The organism is Klebsiella scottii (assembly GCF_036561945.1).
In the GTDB taxonomy this organism is placed as follows: domain Bacteria; phylum Pseudomonadota; class Gammaproteobacteria; order Enterobacterales; family Enterobacteriaceae; genus Klebsiella; species Klebsiella scottii.
In genome coordinates this window covers 3,092,261-3,110,373 of sequence record NZ_JARXNI010000020.1, presented here as the reverse complement: position 1 = coordinate 3,110,373, position 18,113 = coordinate 3,092,261, and the positions used below count along the sequence as shown (strand labels likewise).

Annotated in this window: 15 protein-coding genes; 10 read left to right on the top strand and 5 right to left on the bottom strand. The window is 55.5% G+C overall.

Translation table 11 applies throughout. The features are described from left to right. Positions 1-105: 105 nt before the first annotated feature. Together ampG and QFI97_RS22285 are read right to left on the bottom strand one after the other, a co-directional pair. The gene (gene ampG, locus QFI97_RS22290; protein WP_346432004.1) at positions 106-1,581 is read right to left on the bottom strand and encodes a muropeptide MFS transporter AmpG; all 1,476 of its coding nucleotides are present in this window, start codon (positions 1,579-1,581) and stop codon (positions 106-108) included. 45 nt (positions 1,582-1,626) lie between these two features. Further along, positions 1,627-2,205 carry a lipoprotein gene (locus tag QFI97_RS22285; RefSeq protein ID WP_004858708.1) on the bottom strand — a complete coding sequence of 193 codons (579 nt, stop codon included), beginning with the start codon at positions 2,203-2,205 and terminating at the stop codon, positions 1,627-1,629. Positions 2,206-2,507: 302 nt separating this feature from the next. Between QFI97_RS22285 and bolA the strand changes: the two genes are divergently transcribed. The 9 genes from bolA (at position 2,508) to QFI97_RS22240 (ending at position 12,985) form a co-directional block, all read left to right on the top strand. After that, entirely contained in the window at positions 2,508-2,825 is a 318-nt protein-coding gene (bolA, locus tag QFI97_RS22280; RefSeq protein WP_041144317.1) for a transcriptional regulator BolA, read from the top strand. Between the two features lie 344 nt (positions 2,826-3,169). Then, the gene (gene tig, locus QFI97_RS22275; protein ID WP_095094401.1) at positions 3,170-4,468 is read left to right on the top strand and encodes a trigger factor; all 1,299 of its coding nucleotides are present in this window, start codon (positions 3,170-3,172) and stop codon (positions 4,466-4,468) included. Between the two features lie 359 nt (positions 4,469-4,827). Then, positions 4,828-5,451, top strand: a complete 624-nt coding sequence (gene clpP, locus QFI97_RS22270; protein WP_002891804.1) for an ATP-dependent Clp endopeptidase proteolytic subunit ClpP — start codon at positions 4,828-4,830, stop codon at positions 5,449-5,451. A gap of 132 nt (positions 5,452-5,583) precedes the next feature. Continuing rightward, positions 5,584-6,858 (top strand): ATP-dependent protease ATP-binding subunit ClpX, encoded by a 1,275-nt coding sequence (clpX, locus tag QFI97_RS22265; protein ID WP_041144319.1) that lies wholly within the window; start codon positions 5,584-5,586, stop codon positions 6,856-6,858. 184 nt (positions 6,859-7,042) lie between these two features. Beyond that, on the top strand, positions 7,043-9,397 hold the full coding sequence (gene lon / locus QFI97_RS22260) for an endopeptidase La (protein ID WP_095094403.1): 2,355 nt from the start codon (positions 7,043-7,045) through the stop codon (positions 9,395-9,397). Between the two features lie 207 nt (positions 9,398-9,604). Next, a complete protein-coding gene (gene hupB, locus QFI97_RS22255) occupies positions 9,605-9,877 on the top strand; it encodes a nucleoid-associated protein HU-beta (protein WP_002444653.1) in 273 nt (90 codons plus the stop codon). Between the two features lie 213 nt (positions 9,878-10,090). Further along, positions 10,091-11,965, top strand: a complete 1,875-nt coding sequence (gene ppiD, locus QFI97_RS22250; protein ID WP_331834152.1) for a peptidylprolyl isomerase — start codon at positions 10,091-10,093, stop codon at positions 11,963-11,965. A gap of 148 nt (positions 11,966-12,113) precedes the next feature. After that, positions 12,114-12,476: a helix-hairpin-helix domain-containing protein gene (locus QFI97_RS22245; protein WP_346432003.1), complete on the top strand. Its 363-nt coding sequence runs from the start codon at positions 12,114-12,116 to the stop codon at positions 12,474-12,476. Between the two features lie 110 nt (positions 12,477-12,586). Then, positions 12,587-12,985, top strand: a complete 399-nt coding sequence (locus tag QFI97_RS22240) for a YbgC/FadM family acyl-CoA thioesterase (protein WP_095094412.1) — start codon at positions 12,587-12,589, stop codon at positions 12,983-12,985. 101 nt (positions 12,986-13,086) lie between these two features. Here QFI97_RS22240 and queC read toward each other — a convergent pair whose 3' ends face one another. Both queC and QFI97_RS22230 read right to left on the bottom strand, forming a co-directional pair. Further along, a complete protein-coding gene (gene queC / locus QFI97_RS22235; protein WP_095094414.1) occupies positions 13,087-13,782 on the bottom strand; it encodes a 7-cyano-7-deazaguanine synthase QueC in 696 nt (231 codons plus the stop codon). Positions 13,783-13,848: 66 nt separating this feature from the next. Beyond that, a complete protein-coding gene (locus QFI97_RS22230; protein ID WP_346432002.1) occupies positions 13,849-15,549 on the bottom strand; it encodes an SgrR family transcriptional regulator in 1,701 nt (566 codons plus the stop codon). Positions 15,550-16,170: 621 nt separating this feature from the next. Between QFI97_RS22230 and cof the strand changes: the two genes are divergently transcribed. Continuing rightward, the gene (gene cof / locus QFI97_RS22225) at positions 16,171-16,989 is read left to right on the top strand and encodes an HMP-PP phosphatase (protein ID WP_346432001.1); all 819 of its coding nucleotides are present in this window, start codon (positions 16,171-16,173) and stop codon (positions 16,987-16,989) included. Between the two features lie 59 nt (positions 16,990-17,048). Here cof and QFI97_RS22220 read toward each other — a convergent pair whose 3' ends face one another. After that, positions 17,049-18,101 (bottom strand): PLP-dependent cysteine synthase family protein, encoded by a 1,053-nt coding sequence (locus QFI97_RS22220; protein WP_346432000.1) that lies wholly within the window; start codon positions 18,099-18,101, stop codon positions 17,049-17,051. Positions 18,102-18,113 lie beyond the last annotated feature (12 nt).

Here is an 18,113-nt window from a genome sequence, read left to right as displayed (position 1 = left end):
ATCGTTAATAAGCCGTTATAATTACGTTTAGTGATTAAAACGGCTTATTCCCTCCGCCGGGGTATCCCGGACCAGCCGCGCCGCGCTCCGCAGGGCGCGGCTACCCTAAACCAGCTCCGTTTTGCGCAGCGCCAGATAGTCCAGAAGGCTGCCGAGCAAAATACCGCCAACGGCGGTCAGCGCCGCAATCTCCAGCAGGCCGGATAAGAAGGAGAACGAGGTGTAATCGAGGGCATTCAGCACCAGCAGCAGCAGCCATACCGCGAGCATGACGCAGCCGATAGCCAGCACGATCAGGGCCAGCGAATAGGCCTGCGGATAATGCGTTCGCGGCATAAACCTCTCCGTGCGCTGGGTATGTTCCAGCGTGCGCCTGCAGATAAGCAGCAGCACGATGCCGGGAACGGCCGCCACGACCGAGAAGAGATAAAACGTCGGCCAGCCGTGGGCTTCAACAAACCAGCCGGCAATCGGCCCGACGTACACGCGCCCGACGGCGGAGAGCGCCGACAGCAGCGCAAACTGGGTGGCGGAGAACGATTTATTGCACAGCGTCATTAACAGCGCGACAAACGCCGCGGTACCCATCCCGCCGCACAGATTTTCGAAAAATACCGCCGTGGCCATCGAGTAAATATGCTTATCGGTAATTGACAGCAGCCAGTAGCCGGCGTTGGAGACCCCCTGCAGCAGACCGAAAATAAGCAGAGCGCGGAACAGGGTCAGGCGCTGCATTAACACGCCGCCGTACAGGGCGCCGATGATAGTGGCAAACAGCCCCAGCGTTTTATTCACCATCCCGACCTCACCGGCGTCAAAACCGACGCCGCGGATCAAAAAGGTGGTCGTCAGGCTCATAGCAAAAGCATCGCCGAGCTTATAAAGGACGATTAACAGCAGGATCAGCCAGGCGTTGTTGCGGCCGAAGAAATCGCGGAGCGGTTCCGCGACGGCCTGCTCAAGGCTTTTCGGTACCGGGATCGCGTCGTCAGGCTCCGGCGCCAGCAGGGTGGCGATGATGCACGGGATCAGCAGCGCGGCCATCAGCCAGTACATGCCCTGCCAGCCCAGCCAGCGGTCGGCCAGCCATAGCGCCAGGCCGCCGGAAACCAGCATGCCCAGACGGTAGCCCAGCACGCTAACCGCGGCACCGGCTCCGCGCTCTTCGGCGGCCAGAATGTCGGTTTTCCACGCGTCGAAGACGATATCCTGCGAGGCGGAACAGAAGGCAATAACTACCGCCAGCGCCGCCATCCAGCGCAGCTGCGTCGAGGGTTCAAGGAAACCCATAGCCGCGATGGCGATAAGCAGCAGAAACTGGGTCGTCAGCAGCCAGCCGCGGCGTCTGCCGAGAAACGGCGGCGTGTAGCGGTCCATCACCGGCGACCAAAGGAACTTAAAGACGTAGGCCTGGCCGACGAGCGAAAAGAAACCGATGGTTTTCAGATCGATATTCTCGACGGTCATCCACGCCTGCAGCGTGCCGGAGGTGAGGGCGAGAGGCAAACCGGAAGCAAAGCCAAGGATCAGCAAAATAGCTGATTTAGGCTGCTGAAAAATACGTAAGTAGTGACTGGACATGGGCCTGTAGCACGGACCCGACCGCTGGCCGGGTCCGTGATTTTATTAACGCGCGTTTTGCTTGATGAAGTCGTGGATGCTGGTGTCCTGCGCCATGTCGGCGATAGTGTCGGTCAGAACGCTGTTAACAGCATTGGCAATATTCTGGTTGGAGGCCTGGAATGCACCTTCCACGGAATAGCTTGCGCGATAGTTTTTGGTCATCTTCGTGCCGTTCGCCGCGGTGGCGATGATGGCGATATCCGCTTTCGTGGCGATGTTGTAACGCACGTTGCCCTGGGAAACGTCGGCGTACAGTTTATTCACGATGATTTGCAGATCGACGGCGCCGTTCGGCCCAATCATATAGCCGCGCGCGGTCATCTGTTTCTCCAGCACTTCCTGCAGCAGGAAGCGGAGATCGCGGGAGGCAGTCAGCGTCACCTGCTGGTTATCGCGGGTCACTTTGGCCAGGGCCTGATCCGGACGCTGATCCGCGCCGTTGATGCTGACGGTCACGCCCATCAGGCTCGGGTCCTGCTGCGGCAGGGACATTTTCGGCGATACATCAATAGTGGTCGGCGGTGTGGCGCATCCTGCCAGCATAAACATTGCGACCAGCGGGAAAAGAATTTTCTTAAACATGTTCAGGGGTCTCAAGGCATGGTGTTGTGATGAGGAAATTGCCGTCATCATAACATCGCCAACGGCGAGGGGAAGTGGCAACGTATGTAAATTCATCGCGTTGTGCGTTTTCTGGCCTTCTTCCCATTTTTATGGCGATCCAGACGGACATTACGGCATACAGAGCCAGTAAACTTGATACTTTTGAATGAAAATATAAGAGAAATGCTAATTTTTTGTTGTTTTCCGGTAATGGAAACGGTAAAAGCGGCTAACATTTAAAAGGAATGGCGGCATCCCAGCGTTGTCGGAGGAGAAAATTCATGATGATACGTGAACAGATCGAAGCAAAACTTAGGGCAGCGTTCGACCCCGTGTATCTCGAAGTCGTGGATGAAAGTTATCGCCACAATGTTCCCGCGGGCTCCGAAAGTCATTTTAAAGTGGTGTTGGTGAGCGATCGTTTCACCGGCGAGCGTTTTCTCAGCCGTCACCGTATGATCTACGGTACGTTGACCGAGGAGCTGTCAGGCCCCGTGCACGCGCTGGCGCTGCATACCTATACGATTAAAGAGTGGGAAGGACTCCAGGACACCGTCTTTGCTTCCCCTGCCTGTCGTGGAGCCGGAAGCATCGCGTAGAAATCCCATTTGCAACCGCTGGAGCTTTTCCAGTATGTTGCGTGAAGATTTATCAGAAAACGGCCTACGGGCCGTTTTATTTTGCCTGGAAATTGTGCGCCATGGTCACTTTTACAGGTAAATTTGCGCGAGAAATGTGAAAAATGCCGCAGCAGTGGGCGACAACCGTTCTCGACTCACAAAAGTGATGCCGCTATAATGCCGCGTCTTATATGAATGTCTTCGGGATGATTCTGACGACAGGGAATGTGTTTCTGAAGTGAAGAGGGCATCCCGGTTCTGCGAAGCAACCTACACGCGCTTCCAGAGTTGACCGAGCACTGTGATTTTTTTGAGGTAACAAGATGCAAGTTTCAGTTGAAACCACTCAGGGCCTTGGGCGCCGTGTAACGATTACTATCGCTGCTGACAGCATCGAGAATGCTGTCAAAAGTGAGCTGGTCAACGTAGCGAAAAAAGTTCGCATTGACGGCTTCCGCAAGGGTAAAGTGCCGATGAATGTTGTCGCTCAGCGTTATGGCGCATCCGTTCGCCAGGACGTGCTGGGCGATCTGATGAGCCGTCACTTCGTTGACGCGATCATCAAAGAGAAAATCAATCCGGCTGGCGCACCGAACTATGTACCGGGCGAATACAAGCTGGGTGAAGACTTCACCTACGCGGTAGAATTCGAAGTTTACCCGGAAGTTGAACTGCAGGGTCTGGACGCGATCGAAGTTGAAAAACCGGTTGTTGAAGTGACCGAAGCTGATGTCGACACCATGCTGGACACCCTGCGTAAGCAGCAGGCGAACTGGAAAGACAAAGACGGCGCTGTTGATGCAGAAGACCGTGTAACCATCGACTTCAGCGGTTCTGTTGATGGCGAAGAGTTCGAAGGCGGCAAAGCCTCTGATTTCGTACTGGCGATGGGCCAGGGTCGTATGATCCCGGGCTTTGAAGACGGTATCAAAGGCCACAAAGCTGGCGAAGAGTTCACTATCGAAGTGACCTTCCCGGAAGAATACCATGCGGAAACTCTGAAAGGTAAAGCGGCTAAGTTCGTTATTAACCTGAAGAAAGTGGAAGAGCGTGAGCTGCCGGAACTGACTGCAGAATTCATCAAACGTTTCGGCGTTGAAGATGGTTCCGTAGAAGGTCTGCGCGCTGAAGTGCGTAAAAATATGGATCGCGAGCTGAAAGGCGCCGTGCGTAACCGCGTGAAGACTCAGGCTATCGAAGGCCTGGTGAAGGCTAACGAAATCGACGTTCCTGCAGCACTGATCGACAGCGAAATCGACGTTCTGCGTCGTCAGGCTGCTCAGCGCTTTGGCGGTAACGAAAACCAGGCTCTGGAACTGCCGCGTGAGCTGTTCGAAGAGCAGGCTAAACGCCGCGTTGTTGTTGGCCTGCTGCTGGGCGAAGTGATTCGTACCAACGAGCTGAAAGCTGACGAAGATCGCGTGAAAGGCCTGATCGAAGAGATGGCTTCTGCTTACGAAGATCCGAAAGAAGTTGTTGAGTTCTATAGCAAAAACAACGAACTGATGGATAACATGCGTAACGTCGCTCTGGAAGAGCAGGCTGTTGAAGCGGTACTGGCGAAAGCTAAAGTATCCGAGAAAGCGACCTCCTTCAGCGAACTGATGAACCAGCAGGCGTAATTGCGCCCGGCGGTTTAAGGTTCGAGCAAAACCCGTTGCCGAGAGGCTGCGGGTTTTTTTTTAGAACAATGATAGCGTTAGGGCGAGTGCGAAAAGCCGATTTCAGTGATAGCGTTACGACAAAAGATTGTTATGCTTGAATTATGGCGACGTCGCCCCCATTACCGGGGAACGTAACTGCACGCGTGAAATCATGCATAATGACGAAGCGTGTCTGTCCGCCATCGTTGAGGACGCAGGAATTCAGCTTAAGCAGCGGTAATTCACATGATGACGGGCAGAAGACTCTGGCTGATAATCCGTCCATAAGGTTACAATCAGTGCAGCAGGTTTATTCAAAATTAATCCAGGAGACGGAAATGTCATACAGTGGCGAACGAGATAACTTTGCACCCCATATGGCCCTGGTGCCGATGGTCATCGAACAGACCTCGCGCGGTGAACGTTCTTTTGATATCTATTCCCGTCTGCTCAAGGAGCGCGTCATTTTTCTGACCGGCCAGGTGGAAGACCACATGGCGAACCTGATCGTGGCGCAGATGCTTTTTCTGGAAGCAGAAAACCCGGAAAAAGACATTTACCTGTACATTAACTCTCCGGGCGGGGTGATTACCGCCGGGATGTCGATTTACGACACCATGCAGTTCATCAAGCCTGACGTGAGCACCATTTGTATGGGCCAGGCTGCGTCCATGGGCGCGTTCCTGCTGACCGCAGGGGCGAAAGGCAAGCGTTTCTGCCTGCCGAACTCCCGCGTGATGATCCACCAGCCGCTGGGCGGCTATCAGGGTCAGGCAACGGATATCGAAATTCACGCCCGTGAAATCCTGAAAGTGAAGGGGCGCATGAATGAACTGATGGCACACCATACGGGTCAATCCCTTGAGCAGATCGAGCGCGACACCGAGCGTGACCGCTTCCTTTCTGCAGCTGAAGCGGTGGAATACGGCCTGGTCGATTCCATTTTGACTCATCGTAATTGATGCCCCTGGCGCAAGGGGGCCGCTATACTTGTCTGAAGTAGGACGGCACAGCGCTTACCAGCGGCTTGCGCCTGAGAATGGCATTTGCGTCGTCGTGTGCGGCACAAAGAACTTAATAAGAGGTTTGGACTCATGACAGATAAACGCAAAGATGGATCGGGCAAATTGTTGTATTGCTCTTTTTGCGGCAAAAGCCAGCATGAAGTGCGTAAGCTGATTGCCGGGCCATCCGTGTATATCTGCGACGAATGCGTTGATTTATGTAACGACATCATTCGCGAAGAGATTAAAGAAGTCGCGCCGCATCGCGAGCGCAGTGCACTGCCGACTCCACACGAGATTCGCCACCATCTTGACGATTACGTTATCGGCCAGGAACCGGCGAAAAAAGTGCTGGCAGTAGCGGTATACAACCACTACAAGCGCCTGCGCAATGGCGATACCAGCAACGGCGTGGAGCTGGGTAAAAGCAACATTCTGCTGATTGGGCCAACGGGCTCCGGTAAGACCCTGCTGGCGGAAACGCTGGCTCGCCTGCTGGATGTACCGTTCACTATGGCTGACGCCACCACCCTGACCGAAGCCGGTTATGTGGGTGAGGACGTCGAAAACATCATCCAGAAACTGCTGCAGAAATGCGATTACGACGTGCAGAAAGCGCAGCGCGGCATCGTTTATATTGATGAAATCGACAAAATTTCCCGTAAATCGGATAACCCGTCGATTACCCGCGATGTTTCCGGTGAAGGCGTGCAGCAGGCGCTGCTGAAGCTTATCGAAGGCACCATTGCCGCCGTTCCGCCTCAGGGCGGGCGCAAGCACCCGCAGCAGGAGTTCTTGCAGGTTGATACCTCCAAGATCCTGTTTATCTGCGGCGGTGCGTTTGCCGGCCTGGATAAAGTGATTTCTCATCGCGTAGAGACCGGTTCTGGAATTGGTTTCGGCGCGACGGTTAAAGCTAAGTCCGACAAGGCCAGCGAAGGCGAGCTGCTGTCCCAGGTTGAGCCGGAAGATCTGATCAAGTTTGGTCTGATCCCTGAGTTTATCGGCCGTCTGCCGGTGGTCGCAACGCTGAATGAGCTGAGCGAAGACGCGCTGATTCAGATCCTGAAAGAGCCGAAAAACGCCCTGACCAAGCAGTATCAGGCGCTGTTCAATCTTGAAGGCGCTGAGCTGGAGTTCCGTGATGAAGCGCTGGACGCTATCGCCAAGAAAGCGATGGCGCGTAAAACCGGCGCCCGTGGCCTGCGTTCTATCGTAGAAGCGGCCCTGCTCGATACCATGTACGACCTTCCGTCGATGGAAGACGTCGAAAAAGTGGTGATCGACGCCTCGGTTATCGACGGGCAAAGCAAGCCGCTGCTGATTTACGGGAAACCGGAAGCGCAGCAGGCGTCTGGTGAATAATTAGCCAACTCGCTCAAGCAGTTAACCAAAAAGGGGGGATTTTATCTCCCCTTTTATTTTTCCTGCATTCCTGCCGTTGAATGTGTGGATTACATCCCCATATACTGGATTACATATTAACGGCGACGCGATCAAGAGTCGTGCCGCTGGCTACCTGGCGGACTTTAAACTAAGAGAGAGCTCTATGAATCCTGAGCGTTCTGAACGCATTGAAATCCCCGTATTGCCGTTGCGCGATGTGGTGGTTTATCCGCACATGGTCATACCCCTGTTTGTAGGGCGGGAAAAATCTATCCGTTGTCTTGAAGCGGCTATGGACCATGATAAAAAAATCATGCTGGTTGCGCAGAAAGAAGCTTCAACGGATGAGCCGGGTGTAAATGATCTTTTCACCGTCGGGACCGTGGCGTCAATTTTACAGATGCTGAAGCTGCCTGATGGCACGGTAAAAGTGCTGGTTGAAGGCCTGCAGCGGGCGCGTATTTCCGCGTTATCCGATGACGGCGAGCATTTTTCAGCGAAAGCGGAGTACCTTGAATCGCCTGCTATTGAAGAGCGCGAGCAGGAAGTCCTGGTTCGCACGGCTATCGGTCAGTTTGAAGGCTACATCAAGCTCAACAAAAAAATCCCACCAGAAGTGCTGACGTCGCTGAATAGCATCGACGATCCCGCGCGTCTGGCTGACACCATCGCGGCGCACATGCCGCTGAAGCTGGCGGACAAACAGTCCGTGCTGGAGATGTCCGACGTTAACGAACGTCTGGAGTATCTGATGGCGATGATGGAATCAGAAATCGATCTGCTGCAGGTTGAGAAACGCATTCGCAACCGCGTTAAAAAGCAGATGGAAAAGTCCCAGCGTGAGTACTATCTGAATGAGCAGATGAAGGCCATCCAGAAAGAGCTCGGCGAGATGGACGATGCCCCGGACGAAAACGAAGCGTTGAAGCGTAAAATCGACGCGGCGAAAATGCCGAAAGAGGCTAAAGAAAAAACCGAAGCGGAACTGCAAAAGCTGAAGATGATGTCGCCGATGTCGGCGGAAGCCACCGTCGTACGCGGCTACATCGACTGGATGGTGCAGGTGCCGTGGAACGCCCGCAGCAAGGTCAAAAAAGATCTGCGCCAGGCTCAGGAGATCCTCGATACCGACCACTACGGTCTGGAACGCGTGAAGGATCGTATTCTTGAGTACCTCGCAGTGCAGAGCCGCGTGAATAAGCTCAAAGGGCCGATCCTGTGCCTGGTTGGGCCGCCGGGGGTAGGTAAAACCTCTCTGGGTCAATCCATCGCCAAAGCCACCGGACGTAAATACGTGCGTATGGCGCTGGGCGGCGTGCGTGATGAAGCGGAAATTCGCGGTCACCGCCGGACCTACATCGGCTCAATGCCGGGTAAACTGATCCAGAAAATGGCGAAGGTGGGGGTTAAAAACCCGCTGTTCCTGCTTGATGAGATCGACAAAATGTCCTCCGACATGCGCGGCGATCCGGCATCGGCTCTGCTGGAAGTGTTGGATCCTGAACAGAACGTGGCCTTTAACGACCACTACCTGGAAGTGGACTACGATCTGAGCGACGTGATGTTTGTGGCGACCTCTAACTCCATGAATATCCCGGCGCCGCTGCTTGACCGTATGGAAGTGATTCGTCTCTCCGGCTATACCGAAGATGAAAAGCTGAACATCGCAAAACAGCATCTGCTGTCGAAGCAAATTGAGCGTAACGCGCTGAAGAAAGGCGAACTGACCGTTGAAGACAGCGCGATCGTCGGCATCATTCGCTATTACACCCGTGAAGCGGGCGTGCGTGGCCTGGAGCGTGAAATCTCCAAACTGTGCCGTAAGGCGGTTAAACAGCTGCTGCTGGATAAATCGCTCAAGCACATCACCATCAACGGCGATAACCTGCACGACTTCCTCGGCGTTCAGCGCTTTGACTACGGTCGTGCGGATAGCGAAAACCGCGTAGGTCAGGTGACCGGCCTGGCGTGGACGGAAGTGGGCGGCGATCTGCTGACCATCGAAACCGCCTGCGTTCCGGGTAAAGGCAAGCTCACCTACACCGGTTCGCTCGGCGAAGTGATGCAGGAGTCCATTCAGGCAGCGCTGACCGTGGTGCGTTCTCGTGCGGATAAACTGGGTATTAACTCAGATTTCTACGAAAAACGTGATATCCACGTCCACGTTCCGGAAGGGGCGACGCCGAAAGATGGCCCAAGCGCCGGTATTGCGATGTGTACCGCGCTGGTCTCCTGTCTGACGGGCAATCCGGTACGCGCAGATGTCGCCATGACCGGGGAAATTACCCTGCGTGGCCAGGTGCTGCCAATCGGTGGACTGAAGGAAAAACTGCTGGCGGCACACCGCGGCGGCATTAAGACTGTTCTGATTCCTGACGAAAACAAACGTGACCTTGAAGAAATTCCAGATAACGTTATCGCCGATTTAGATATCCATCCGGTGAAACGAATCGAAGAAGTTCTGACACTTGCGCTGCAGAACGAGCCGTTCGGCATGCAGGTTGCCACGGCGAAATAGTGATTTCGCGCAAATTGCGCTAAGAAAAGTAGGGCTGGTAAGTAAATTCGTGCTTGCCAGCCTTTTTTTGTGTAGCTAACTTAGATCGCTGGCAGGGGGTCATCTACAACTCTGTTGTAAGGGCATGACAGTCCTGATATAACTGCTGCGCGGTCGCGCCACGAAGGATTCTGGTGCGATATAAATTATAAAGAGAGGAAGAGAACAGTGAATAAATCTCAACTGATTGACAAAATTGCTGCGGGTGCGGACATTTCTAAAGCTGCAGCCGGACGTGCGTTAGATGCTTTAATTGCTTCTGTTACTGAATCTCTGCAGGCTGGGGATGACGTTGCGCTGGTAGGTTTTGGTACTTTTGCTGTTAAAGAGCGTGCTGCCCGTACCGGTCGCAACCCGCAAACAGGTAAAGAAATTACTATTGCCGCAGCTAAAGTTCCGGGTTTCCGTGCTGGTAAAGCGCTGAAAGACGCGGTCAACTGATCGGCTTCCCGTCAGGGAATTTGACGAAGTACAAGGGCGCATCGCGAGATGTGCCTTTTTTATTTGTCCAGAACGCGACTTTATCTGTGTTTGCGTACACTTGTGGGCTGACAATCACCCCATTTTCTTGTCAAAATAGGTCCTCACGCGCGGCGGCCATCACGTGCTATGCTGCGCGAGCTAAAGTCATCTACAGCGGAGCGTTGTTACACCATGATGGACAACCTACGCACGGCCGCCAACAGCGTCGTGCTCAAGATTATTTTCGGTATCATCATTGTCTCGTTCATTTTGACCGGGGTGAGTGGTTACCTGATTGGCGGCAGCAGCAACTATGCCGCGAAAGTTAATGACCAGGAGATTGGTCGCTCACAGTTTGAAAATGCCGTTGCCAGCGAACGTAATCGTATGCAGCAGCAGCTCGGCGACCAGTTCTCTGAACTGGCGGCCAACGAAAACTACATGAAAACCATGCGTCAGCAGGTGCTGAACCGCCTGATCGACGAATCGCTGCTTGACCAGTACGCGCGTGAACTCGGCCTGAGCGTCAGCGATGCCCAGGTGAAACAGGCCATCTTCCAGACCCAGGCCTTCCAGTCTAACGGTAAATTTGATAACGAACGTTTTGGCGGCATCGTTAGTCAGATGGGCATGACCACCGACCAGTACGCCCAGGCATTGCGCAACCAGCTGACGACTCAGCAGCTGATCAACGCCGTTGCCGGTACCGACTTCATGCTGTCGGGCGAATCCGATCAGCTGGCGGCGCTGGTTTCTCAGCAGCGCGTGGTGCGTGAAGCAACGATTGACGTCAACGCGCTGGCGGCGAAGCAGACGGTGACCGACGCGGAAGTCGAGGCCTACTATCAGCAGAACCAGGCGCGCTTTATGGCGCCGGAGCAGTTCCGCGTGAGCTACATCAAAATGGATGCAGCGAGCATGCAGGAGAACGCTTCTGACGCGGAAATTCAATCCTGGTACGACCAGCATCAGGATCAGTTCACTCAGCCGCAGCGTAACCGCTACAGCGTGATTCAGACGAAGACCGAAGCTGATGCGCAGGCCGTACTGGACGAACTGAAAAAAGGCGCCGATTTCGCGACGCTGGCGAAAGAAAAATCTACCGACATTATCTCTGCCCGCAACGGCGGCGATATGGGCTGGCTGGAAGATGCGGCAACGGTTCCCGAGCTGAAAGATGCCGGGCTGAAAGAAAAAGGTCAGCTCTCCGGCGTGATCAAATCTTCCGTGGGTTTCCTGGTCGTGCGCCTGGCTGACGTTCAGCCTGCGCAGGTTAAACCGCTGGCCGACGTTCGTGCGGATATCGCAGCGAAAGTTAAGCAGGAAAAAGCGCTTGATGCGTACTACGCGCTGCAGCAGAAGGTGAGCGATGCCGCCAGCAACGATAACGAATCTCTGGCCGGCGCAGCACAGGCAGCGGACGTTAAAGTTGTCGAAACGGGCTGGTTCGGACACGACAACCTGCCGGAAGAGCTGAACTTTAAGCCGGTCTCCGACGCTATCTTTAACGGTGGCCTGGTGGGCGAAAACGGCGCACCGGGAAGCAACTCCGATATCATCACCGTTGATGGCGACCGCGCCTTTGTGCTGCGCATCAGCGAGCATAAAGCGGAAGCCGTTAAACCGCTGGCGGAAGTCAAAGCGCAGGTTACCGATATCGTTAAGCACACCAAAGCTGAGCAGCAGGCTAAGCTCGATGCGGACAAACTGCTGGCTGCCCTGAAAGACGGCAAAGGCGATGACGCGATGAAGGCCGCGGGCTTAAGCTTTGGTGCGGCGCAGACGCTGGCGCGTACCGGTCAGGATCCGCTGAGCCAGGCCGCGTTCGCTCTGCCGCTGCCGCAGGAAGGTAAAGCAAGCTACGGCGTGGGCAGCGATGCGAACGGTAACGTGGTACTGCTGGCTCTGGATGCCGTTAAAGCAGGCGACATGCCGGCTGAGCAGAAACAAGCTATGGTGCAGGGTATTACGCAAAACAATGCCCAGATTGCTTTCGAAGCGCTGATGAGCAGCCTGCGTAAATCAGCGAAAATTAAGCTCGGCGATATTGTCGACCAGCAGCAGTAATTTCGCGAGCACTCGCAAAAGCAAGTAACGTAATGCAATCCCCAAAGGCCGCTTTCGCGGCCTTTTCCATTTCTGGCATTCGCCTTTTGTACTCCTTTTTTCCGCTCGCTATCGTGGCCTTGCTGTCTACAAAAAAGGAGAACACAGCATGAAACCAAGAGTTAAAGCGTTCGTTGTTGCCGCCGCATTACTTTGCGCTGCGGGAAGCCCGATAGCGCTGGGGGCGCCTGCCGACGGTAAGGCGTCGGTGGCGACAGGTAAGGAGAGCCTGCGGGCTAAAGCGCCCGACTCAGCCAAAATGGCGGAGTCGGGGTCGGGGAAGGTCAGCATCAATAGCGCCAGCGCGCAGGACCTGATGGAGGCGCTGAACGGCGTCGGTCTGAAGAAAGCGCAGGGGATTGTGAGCTATCGCGAAGAGTTCGGGCCGTTTAAAACTATCGACGATCTCAAACAGGTTCCCGGAATGGGGCATGCGCTGGTAGAGCGCAACCTGTCACATCTGACCTTGTAATTTTGCATCGGGGGGTTGCAGCAGCGTAAATCTTTGCCAGACTAAAGAGGTCACACAAGTGGTGTGACCTCTTACCTCATCAATGATAATAAGACGAAGGCACTTGCGCTATGCAGACACAAATCAAAGTTCGCGGTTATCACCTGGATGTTTACCAGCACGTTAATAATGCCCGCTATCTCGAATTCCTCGAGGAGGCGCGCTGGGATGGCCTGGAAAACAGCGCGGCGTTCCACTGGCTCACCGCGCGCAATATCGCGTTTGTGGTCGTGAACATTAATATTAACTATCGCCGTCCGGCGGTCCTCGGAGATGTGCTAACCGTCACCAGCCACCTGCAGCAGCTGAATGGCAAAAGCGGCACATTAAGCCAGACGGTAACCCTGAACCCCGAAGGGGAAGTGGTCGCCGATGCGATGATTACCTTTGTCTGTATCGATTTGAAAACTCAGAAGGCGCTGCCGCTGGACGGTGAGCTGCGCGAAAAGCTCGAGCAGATGGAGCTGTAGCGGCAAGGGCTGGCGCGCATATTTCCCGCCACGCGCTATCCCTAATATGGACCTGTAACCCCGCTAAGCGAAGCGCGAGCGGGGGAAGCGTCTGGCGATGCTTACTGCAACCCTGTTTTTTGCTTCATCAGCGCCATGACGCCGACCTTATCGTCCTGGTACTGATTCAGGCCATTGGCGCGCAGGTTACAGGAGGCACACTGCCCGCAGCCGTCACCCTTAATTCCGTTATAGCAGGTCAGGGTTTCGGTACGGATCAGCTCCAGCTGGCCCCAGTAGTCGGCCAGCGCCCAGGTCTCAGCCTTGTTGAGCCACATCAGCGGCGTTTCAAAGCGGATATCTTTTGCCATGCCTAGATTAACGGCGTGGTTGAGCGCTTTCACGAACTCGTCCCGACAGTCTGGATAGCCGGAGAAGTCGGTCTCGCAAACGCCGGTGATAATCGCTTCGGCTTTAACCTGATAAGCGTAGATCGCCGTCAGGGTTAAAAAGAGGATATTACGCCCGGGAACGAAGGTATTCGGAATCCCGCTGGCGTCCGGTTCGTAGTCCGGAACCGGAATGCTGTCGCGGGTCAGGCTGCTCACGGCAAGTTCGTTAAGCAGGGTCACGTCCAGCACTTTATGAGCGACGGCGCCCAGCTTTAGCGCCAGCTCGCGAGCGACGTCGATTTCTGCGCGGTGGCGCTGCCCATAGTCAAAAGTGACGCAGTGCACTTCGTCATACTGTTTCAGAGCCTGCACCAGACAGGTCGTTGAATCTTGTCCTCCGCTGAAGACAACTACGGCGCGTTTCATGGTCATTCCTGGCTATTAAAATGAAAGCGGTATGGTAGCGCTTGATGAGCGCGGCGACCAGCTTCATCACGGCGATGAAGCCGGCAGCCAGGCGCTGGCGAAATCGAACCAGCCGCGCGCGTTAAGGCGCAGGCCGTTAACCCCCGGCGGAGCGCTAATGCGATAATTATAATTGAACAGCGGCGTCATGATGGCATCGTCCATCAACCTGTTGAATACGTTACGCAAGGCATCGTTACGGCTGCGCTCATCCGGCTGCATCTGTACCGCATCAAGCGTTGCCTGCAAATGAGCATACTGCGCCCCGGTCAGCAGGTTTGGCCACATGCTGTCGCAGCGTAGCCACTGCTCCAGGGTATATTCCGGCGCTTCACCGATCAGGCGATCGCCCATGATCAAATCCGCCCGCGCCAGTTCCTGGCAGCCGTCCCAGTTTTTGGCATCGTGAAAAATAAGCGTCAGGTCACAGCCGAGTTCGCTCAGCCGCTGACGTAGCTGTTCGGCCATCGTATGCAGCTCAACCGGCAGATGGTAGAGCAGGGTAAGCCGTTCGGGCAGCGCGACCTGGCGGTTTTCAGGCTCCTGCGGAATTGACCATCCGGGCAGCACTTCGTTGCTGGGGGTAATCAGATCTTCGTCCAGCGGCAGCGTTTCCAGCAGCGAGGAGCGATGAATAAGCGCCACCAGCCGCTGGGCCTGGGCTTTACTCAGACGAGGGCTTTGGCGCAGCGTCAGGTAGCAAAAGCCCAGGCTAATACTGTTGCTGACCTGACGAAGATGAGCCAGCTCACCGGCATCGCCAATCGTTATCTGCACCGGATGACGGCAGCTGGTGCCTAAATCCTGCTCAAAAAGCTGCGGGGTGATCCAATATTCTACGGCCTGGATGAGCGGATGATTCAGATGATAGCGGGGATGATTCTCCAGCCGCACCAGCTCTGGACTCAGCAGCTTGAGGCGAAACGGGCCGCTGCCGATCGTCGGATCGTCGGGATGCGCGAGGACGCTGCAATAGCTGGCAAGGCGAAACGGCAGCCAGTAATCCGGGCGATGCAGCGTGATAGTCAGGCGCTGAGCGTGGGTAACATCAATCCGGCTGATGCTGGCGAAGAGCGTACGCAATGCCGGTATATTGAGCAGCATCAGCAGACGCTGCCGTAGCTGAGGGGTCTCTATCGGGTCGCCGTTGTGCCAGAACAGCGTCGAGCGGATGTAAAAATGCCAGCGTAATCCGTCTGCCGAGACTTGCCAGTGATGAGCCAGGTCCCCCATCGGGCAGGTACTTTGCGCATCAAAACGCAGTAAACCGGAAAATATCTGCCCGGCGAGGTGCTGCTCCGCCCGGCCGGGTAAAAAGCCGGGCCGCAGCGGTTCGAGCGGGCGATAGTAGGGGATACGCAGGGTCGGCGTATTGTTCTGCCACTGGCCGCCGAGGAACGGCGACAGCAGCGCTTTAAGATCGACCGGCGCCAGCTGGGCCAGCTCCAGCGCATTTTTCTGCTGTCCGCTATTTAGCGCCAGCTCCATCATCTCGTTACGCAGCATCTCTGGCGAGGTGTGAAAAAGAAGGGTGCCGCGCTTTCCACGCCCGGAGCTGGCCTGCCAGCTCAGCCAGCCGGCGTCCTGCGCCTGGCGCAACAGCGTGCGGATATGGCGTTCGCTGCAAAAACAGCGCTCCGCCAGCTCGCCAACGGTGACCTGCTGCGGGGCGCCGGAAGAGGGCAGCCAGAGGCGCTGGTACTGGTTCAGCCTGTTCAGTAATCTCATATACACTTCATCCTTCAACCTGCCTCTGCGTTGGCTGCGCTTGCTCACCCCAGTCACTTACTGGCGTAAGCTCCTGGGGATTCGCGCACTTGCCGCCTTGATGCAGGCCGAATGATTTTGTGTATATTCACCTCACCTGACAAGGCAATCTCTGTGTTGCTTGCAATTGCTCACCCCAGTCACTTACTGGCGTAAGCTCCTGGGGATTCGCGCACTTGCCGCCTTGATGCAGGCCGAATGATTTTGTGTATATTCACTTCACCTGACAAGGCTGTCTCTGCGCTGGTTGTGTTGGTCTTGTTGCTTGTGCTGCTTACGATTGCTCACCCCAGTCACTTACTGGCGTAAGCTCCTGGGATTCGCGCACTTGCCGCCTTGATGCAGGCCGAATGATTTTGTGTATATTCACTTCACCTGACAAGGCTGTCTCTGCGCTGGTTATGTTGCTTGTATTGCTTGCGGCGATTACCCGACCCATCCTTCGGCCTCGTCCATTTGGGGCCTGCGCAAGCGTGGTTTATAAACCCGGAACAATAAAAAATATCTATTCACTATTACTTCCGTATATCTCAGGCAATACTGGAACACAAGCAAAACCCACCTCACCTCCGGGAGCAAAACATGGCAAGACTCGCCGCATTTGATATGGACGGTACGCTGTTAATGCCGGACCATCGTCTGGGAGAACTCACGCTTGCGACCTTGAAGCGCCTGCGTGAACGCGACATTACCCTGACCTTTGCCACCGGTCGCCATGCTCTGGAAATGCGCCATGTGATCGGCGAGCTTGCGCTCGATGCGTTCCTTATCACCGGCAACGGCACACGAATTCACTCCCTGGAGGGAGAGGTGCTGCATCAATGCGATCTGGAGCCGGGCGTTGCTGAGCTCGTTCTGCACAGCGTCTGGGATACGACGGCCAGCATGCACGTATTCAATGACGGCGGTTGGTTTACCGGGCAGGCGATCCCCGAGCTGCTGCAGGCGTATATTTTTAGCGGCTTCCGCTACCACATCTGTGATTTAAAACGCATGCCGGCGCACGAGGTCACCAAAGTGTGCTTCTGCGGCGATCATCAGGATCTCCAGCGGCTGAAAGTTCAGCTTACTGAAACCTTGGGCGATCGCGCACATATGTGTTTCTCGGCCGTTGATTGCCTGGAAGTGCTGCCGAATGGCTGTAATAAAGGCGCGGCGCTGGCGGTACTTAGCCAGCATCTTGGCCTGACGCTGCAGGATTGCATGGCGTTTGGTGACGCGATGAACGATCGCGAGATGCTGGGCAGCGTCGGGCGCGGTGTGATAATGGGCAACGCAATGGCGCAGCTTAAGGCAGAGCTGCCGCATTTACCGGTTATTGGAGACTGCCGCAACCAGGCCGTGTCCCATTTTTTAACGCATTGGCTGGATAATCCCGATCTTCCTTATTCCCCCGAATAATCAGACCATTCCAGCAAGCCAGGCCTATGCTCGTGATGATGCATTAAGCCTGGCTTTTTTTATTGCGCTGCCGCTCTTGCCGCAATTTGCGCCTGCCACGGCGTGATGTCGCCGATATTGGCCGCCACCCACCGGGGATCGTAATAGCTTTCGAGGTAGCGTTCGCCGCTATCGCAGAGCAGGGTCACAATCGAGCCGGTCCGCCCTTCGGCGCGCATACGTACGGCAAGCTCCAGCACGCCCCACATATTGGTGCCGGTGGAAGCCCCAACCTTACGACCCAGCAGCCTTTCCAGCCACAGGGCGGTCGCGACGCTGGCGGCATCCGGCACGCGCAGCATTTCATCAACCACATCCGGGATAAATGACGGTTCGACGCGCGGACGGCCGATGCCTTCTATTTTGCTGCCGATCGGGCTGCGCAGGCTGGCATCGCGGGTCTGCCAGTAGTCGAGAAACACCGAGTTTTGCGGGTCAACCACCATCAGCCGGGTATCGTAGCCCTGGCTGCGGATATAGCGGCCGATAGTTGCCGAGGTCCCGCCGGTTCCCGCGCTCATCACGATATATGACGGCTGCGGATGCGGCTCATGGGTCATCTGGCGGAAGATGCTGTCGGCAATGTTATTGTTTCCTCGCCAGTCGGTCGCCCGCTCGGCAAAGGTAAACTGGTCCATATAGTGGCCGTTCAGTTCGCGAGCCAGGGTTTCGGACGCGGCGTAGATTTCGCAGGCGCTGGTCACGAAATGGCAGCGACCGCCGTAAAACTCGATCTGTTCGATTTTGCGCTTCGCCGTACAGGAGGGCATCACGGCAATGAACGGCAGGCCCAGCAGGCGGGCGAAGTAGGCCTCAGACACTGCGGTCGAGCCGGAAGACGATTCGATAATCGTCGTCCCTTCTTTAATCCAGCCATTGCACAGGCCATAAAGGAAGAGCGAGCGCGCCAGGCGATGCTTCAGGCTGCCGGTGGGATGGGTACTTTCATCCTTCAGGTAGATCTGGATCCCGGGGAATCCGGGCAGCGCCAGGCGAATAAGGTGCGTGTCGGCGGAGCGCTGATAGTCGGCGTTGATTTCGCTAATGGCGTGTTTTACCCAGGCGCTGTTCATCTTCATTTCCTG

Excerpts from the sequence above, each read along its gene's own strand:
- ampG (WP_346432004.1), bottom strand. The coding sequence starts at position 1,581 with ATGTCCAGTCACTACTTACGTATTTTTCAGCAGCCTAAATCAGCTATT.
- QFI97_RS22285 (WP_004858708.1), bottom strand. The coding sequence starts at position 2,205 with ATGTTTAAGAAAATTCTTTTCCCGCTGGTCGCAATGTTTATGCTGGCA.
- bolA (WP_041144317.1), top strand. The coding sequence starts at position 2,508 with ATGATGATACGTGAACAGATCGAAGCAAAACTTAGGGCAGCGTTCGAC.
- tig (WP_095094401.1), top strand. The coding sequence starts at position 3,170 with ATGCAAGTTTCAGTTGAAACCACTCAGGGCCTTGGGCGCCGTGTAACG.
- clpP (WP_002891804.1), top strand. The coding sequence starts at position 4,828 with ATGTCATACAGTGGCGAACGAGATAACTTTGCACCCCATATGGCCCTG.
- clpX (WP_041144319.1), top strand. The coding sequence starts at position 5,584 with ATGACAGATAAACGCAAAGATGGATCGGGCAAATTGTTGTATTGCTCT.
- lon (WP_095094403.1), top strand. The coding sequence starts at position 7,043 with ATGAATCCTGAGCGTTCTGAACGCATTGAAATCCCCGTATTGCCGTTG.
- ppiD (WP_331834152.1), top strand. The coding sequence starts at position 10,091 with ATGATGGACAACCTACGCACGGCCGCCAACAGCGTCGTGCTCAAGATT.
- QFI97_RS22245 (WP_346432003.1), top strand. The coding sequence starts at position 12,114 with ATGAAACCAAGAGTTAAAGCGTTCGTTGTTGCCGCCGCATTACTTTGC.
- QFI97_RS22240 (WP_095094412.1), top strand. The coding sequence starts at position 12,587 with ATGCAGACACAAATCAAAGTTCGCGGTTATCACCTGGATGTTTACCAG.
- queC (WP_095094414.1), bottom strand. The coding sequence starts at position 13,782 with ATGAAACGCGCCGTAGTTGTCTTCAGCGGAGGACAAGATTCAACGACC.
- QFI97_RS22230 (WP_346432002.1), bottom strand. The coding sequence starts at position 15,549 with ATGAGATTACTGAACAGGCTGAACCAGTACCAGCGCCTCTGGCTGCCC.
- cof (WP_346432001.1), top strand. The coding sequence starts at position 16,171 with ATGGCAAGACTCGCCGCATTTGATATGGACGGTACGCTGTTAATGCCG.
- QFI97_RS22220 (WP_346432000.1), bottom strand. The coding sequence starts at position 18,101 with ATGAACAGCGCCTGGGTAAAACACGCCATTAGCGAAATCAACGCCGAC.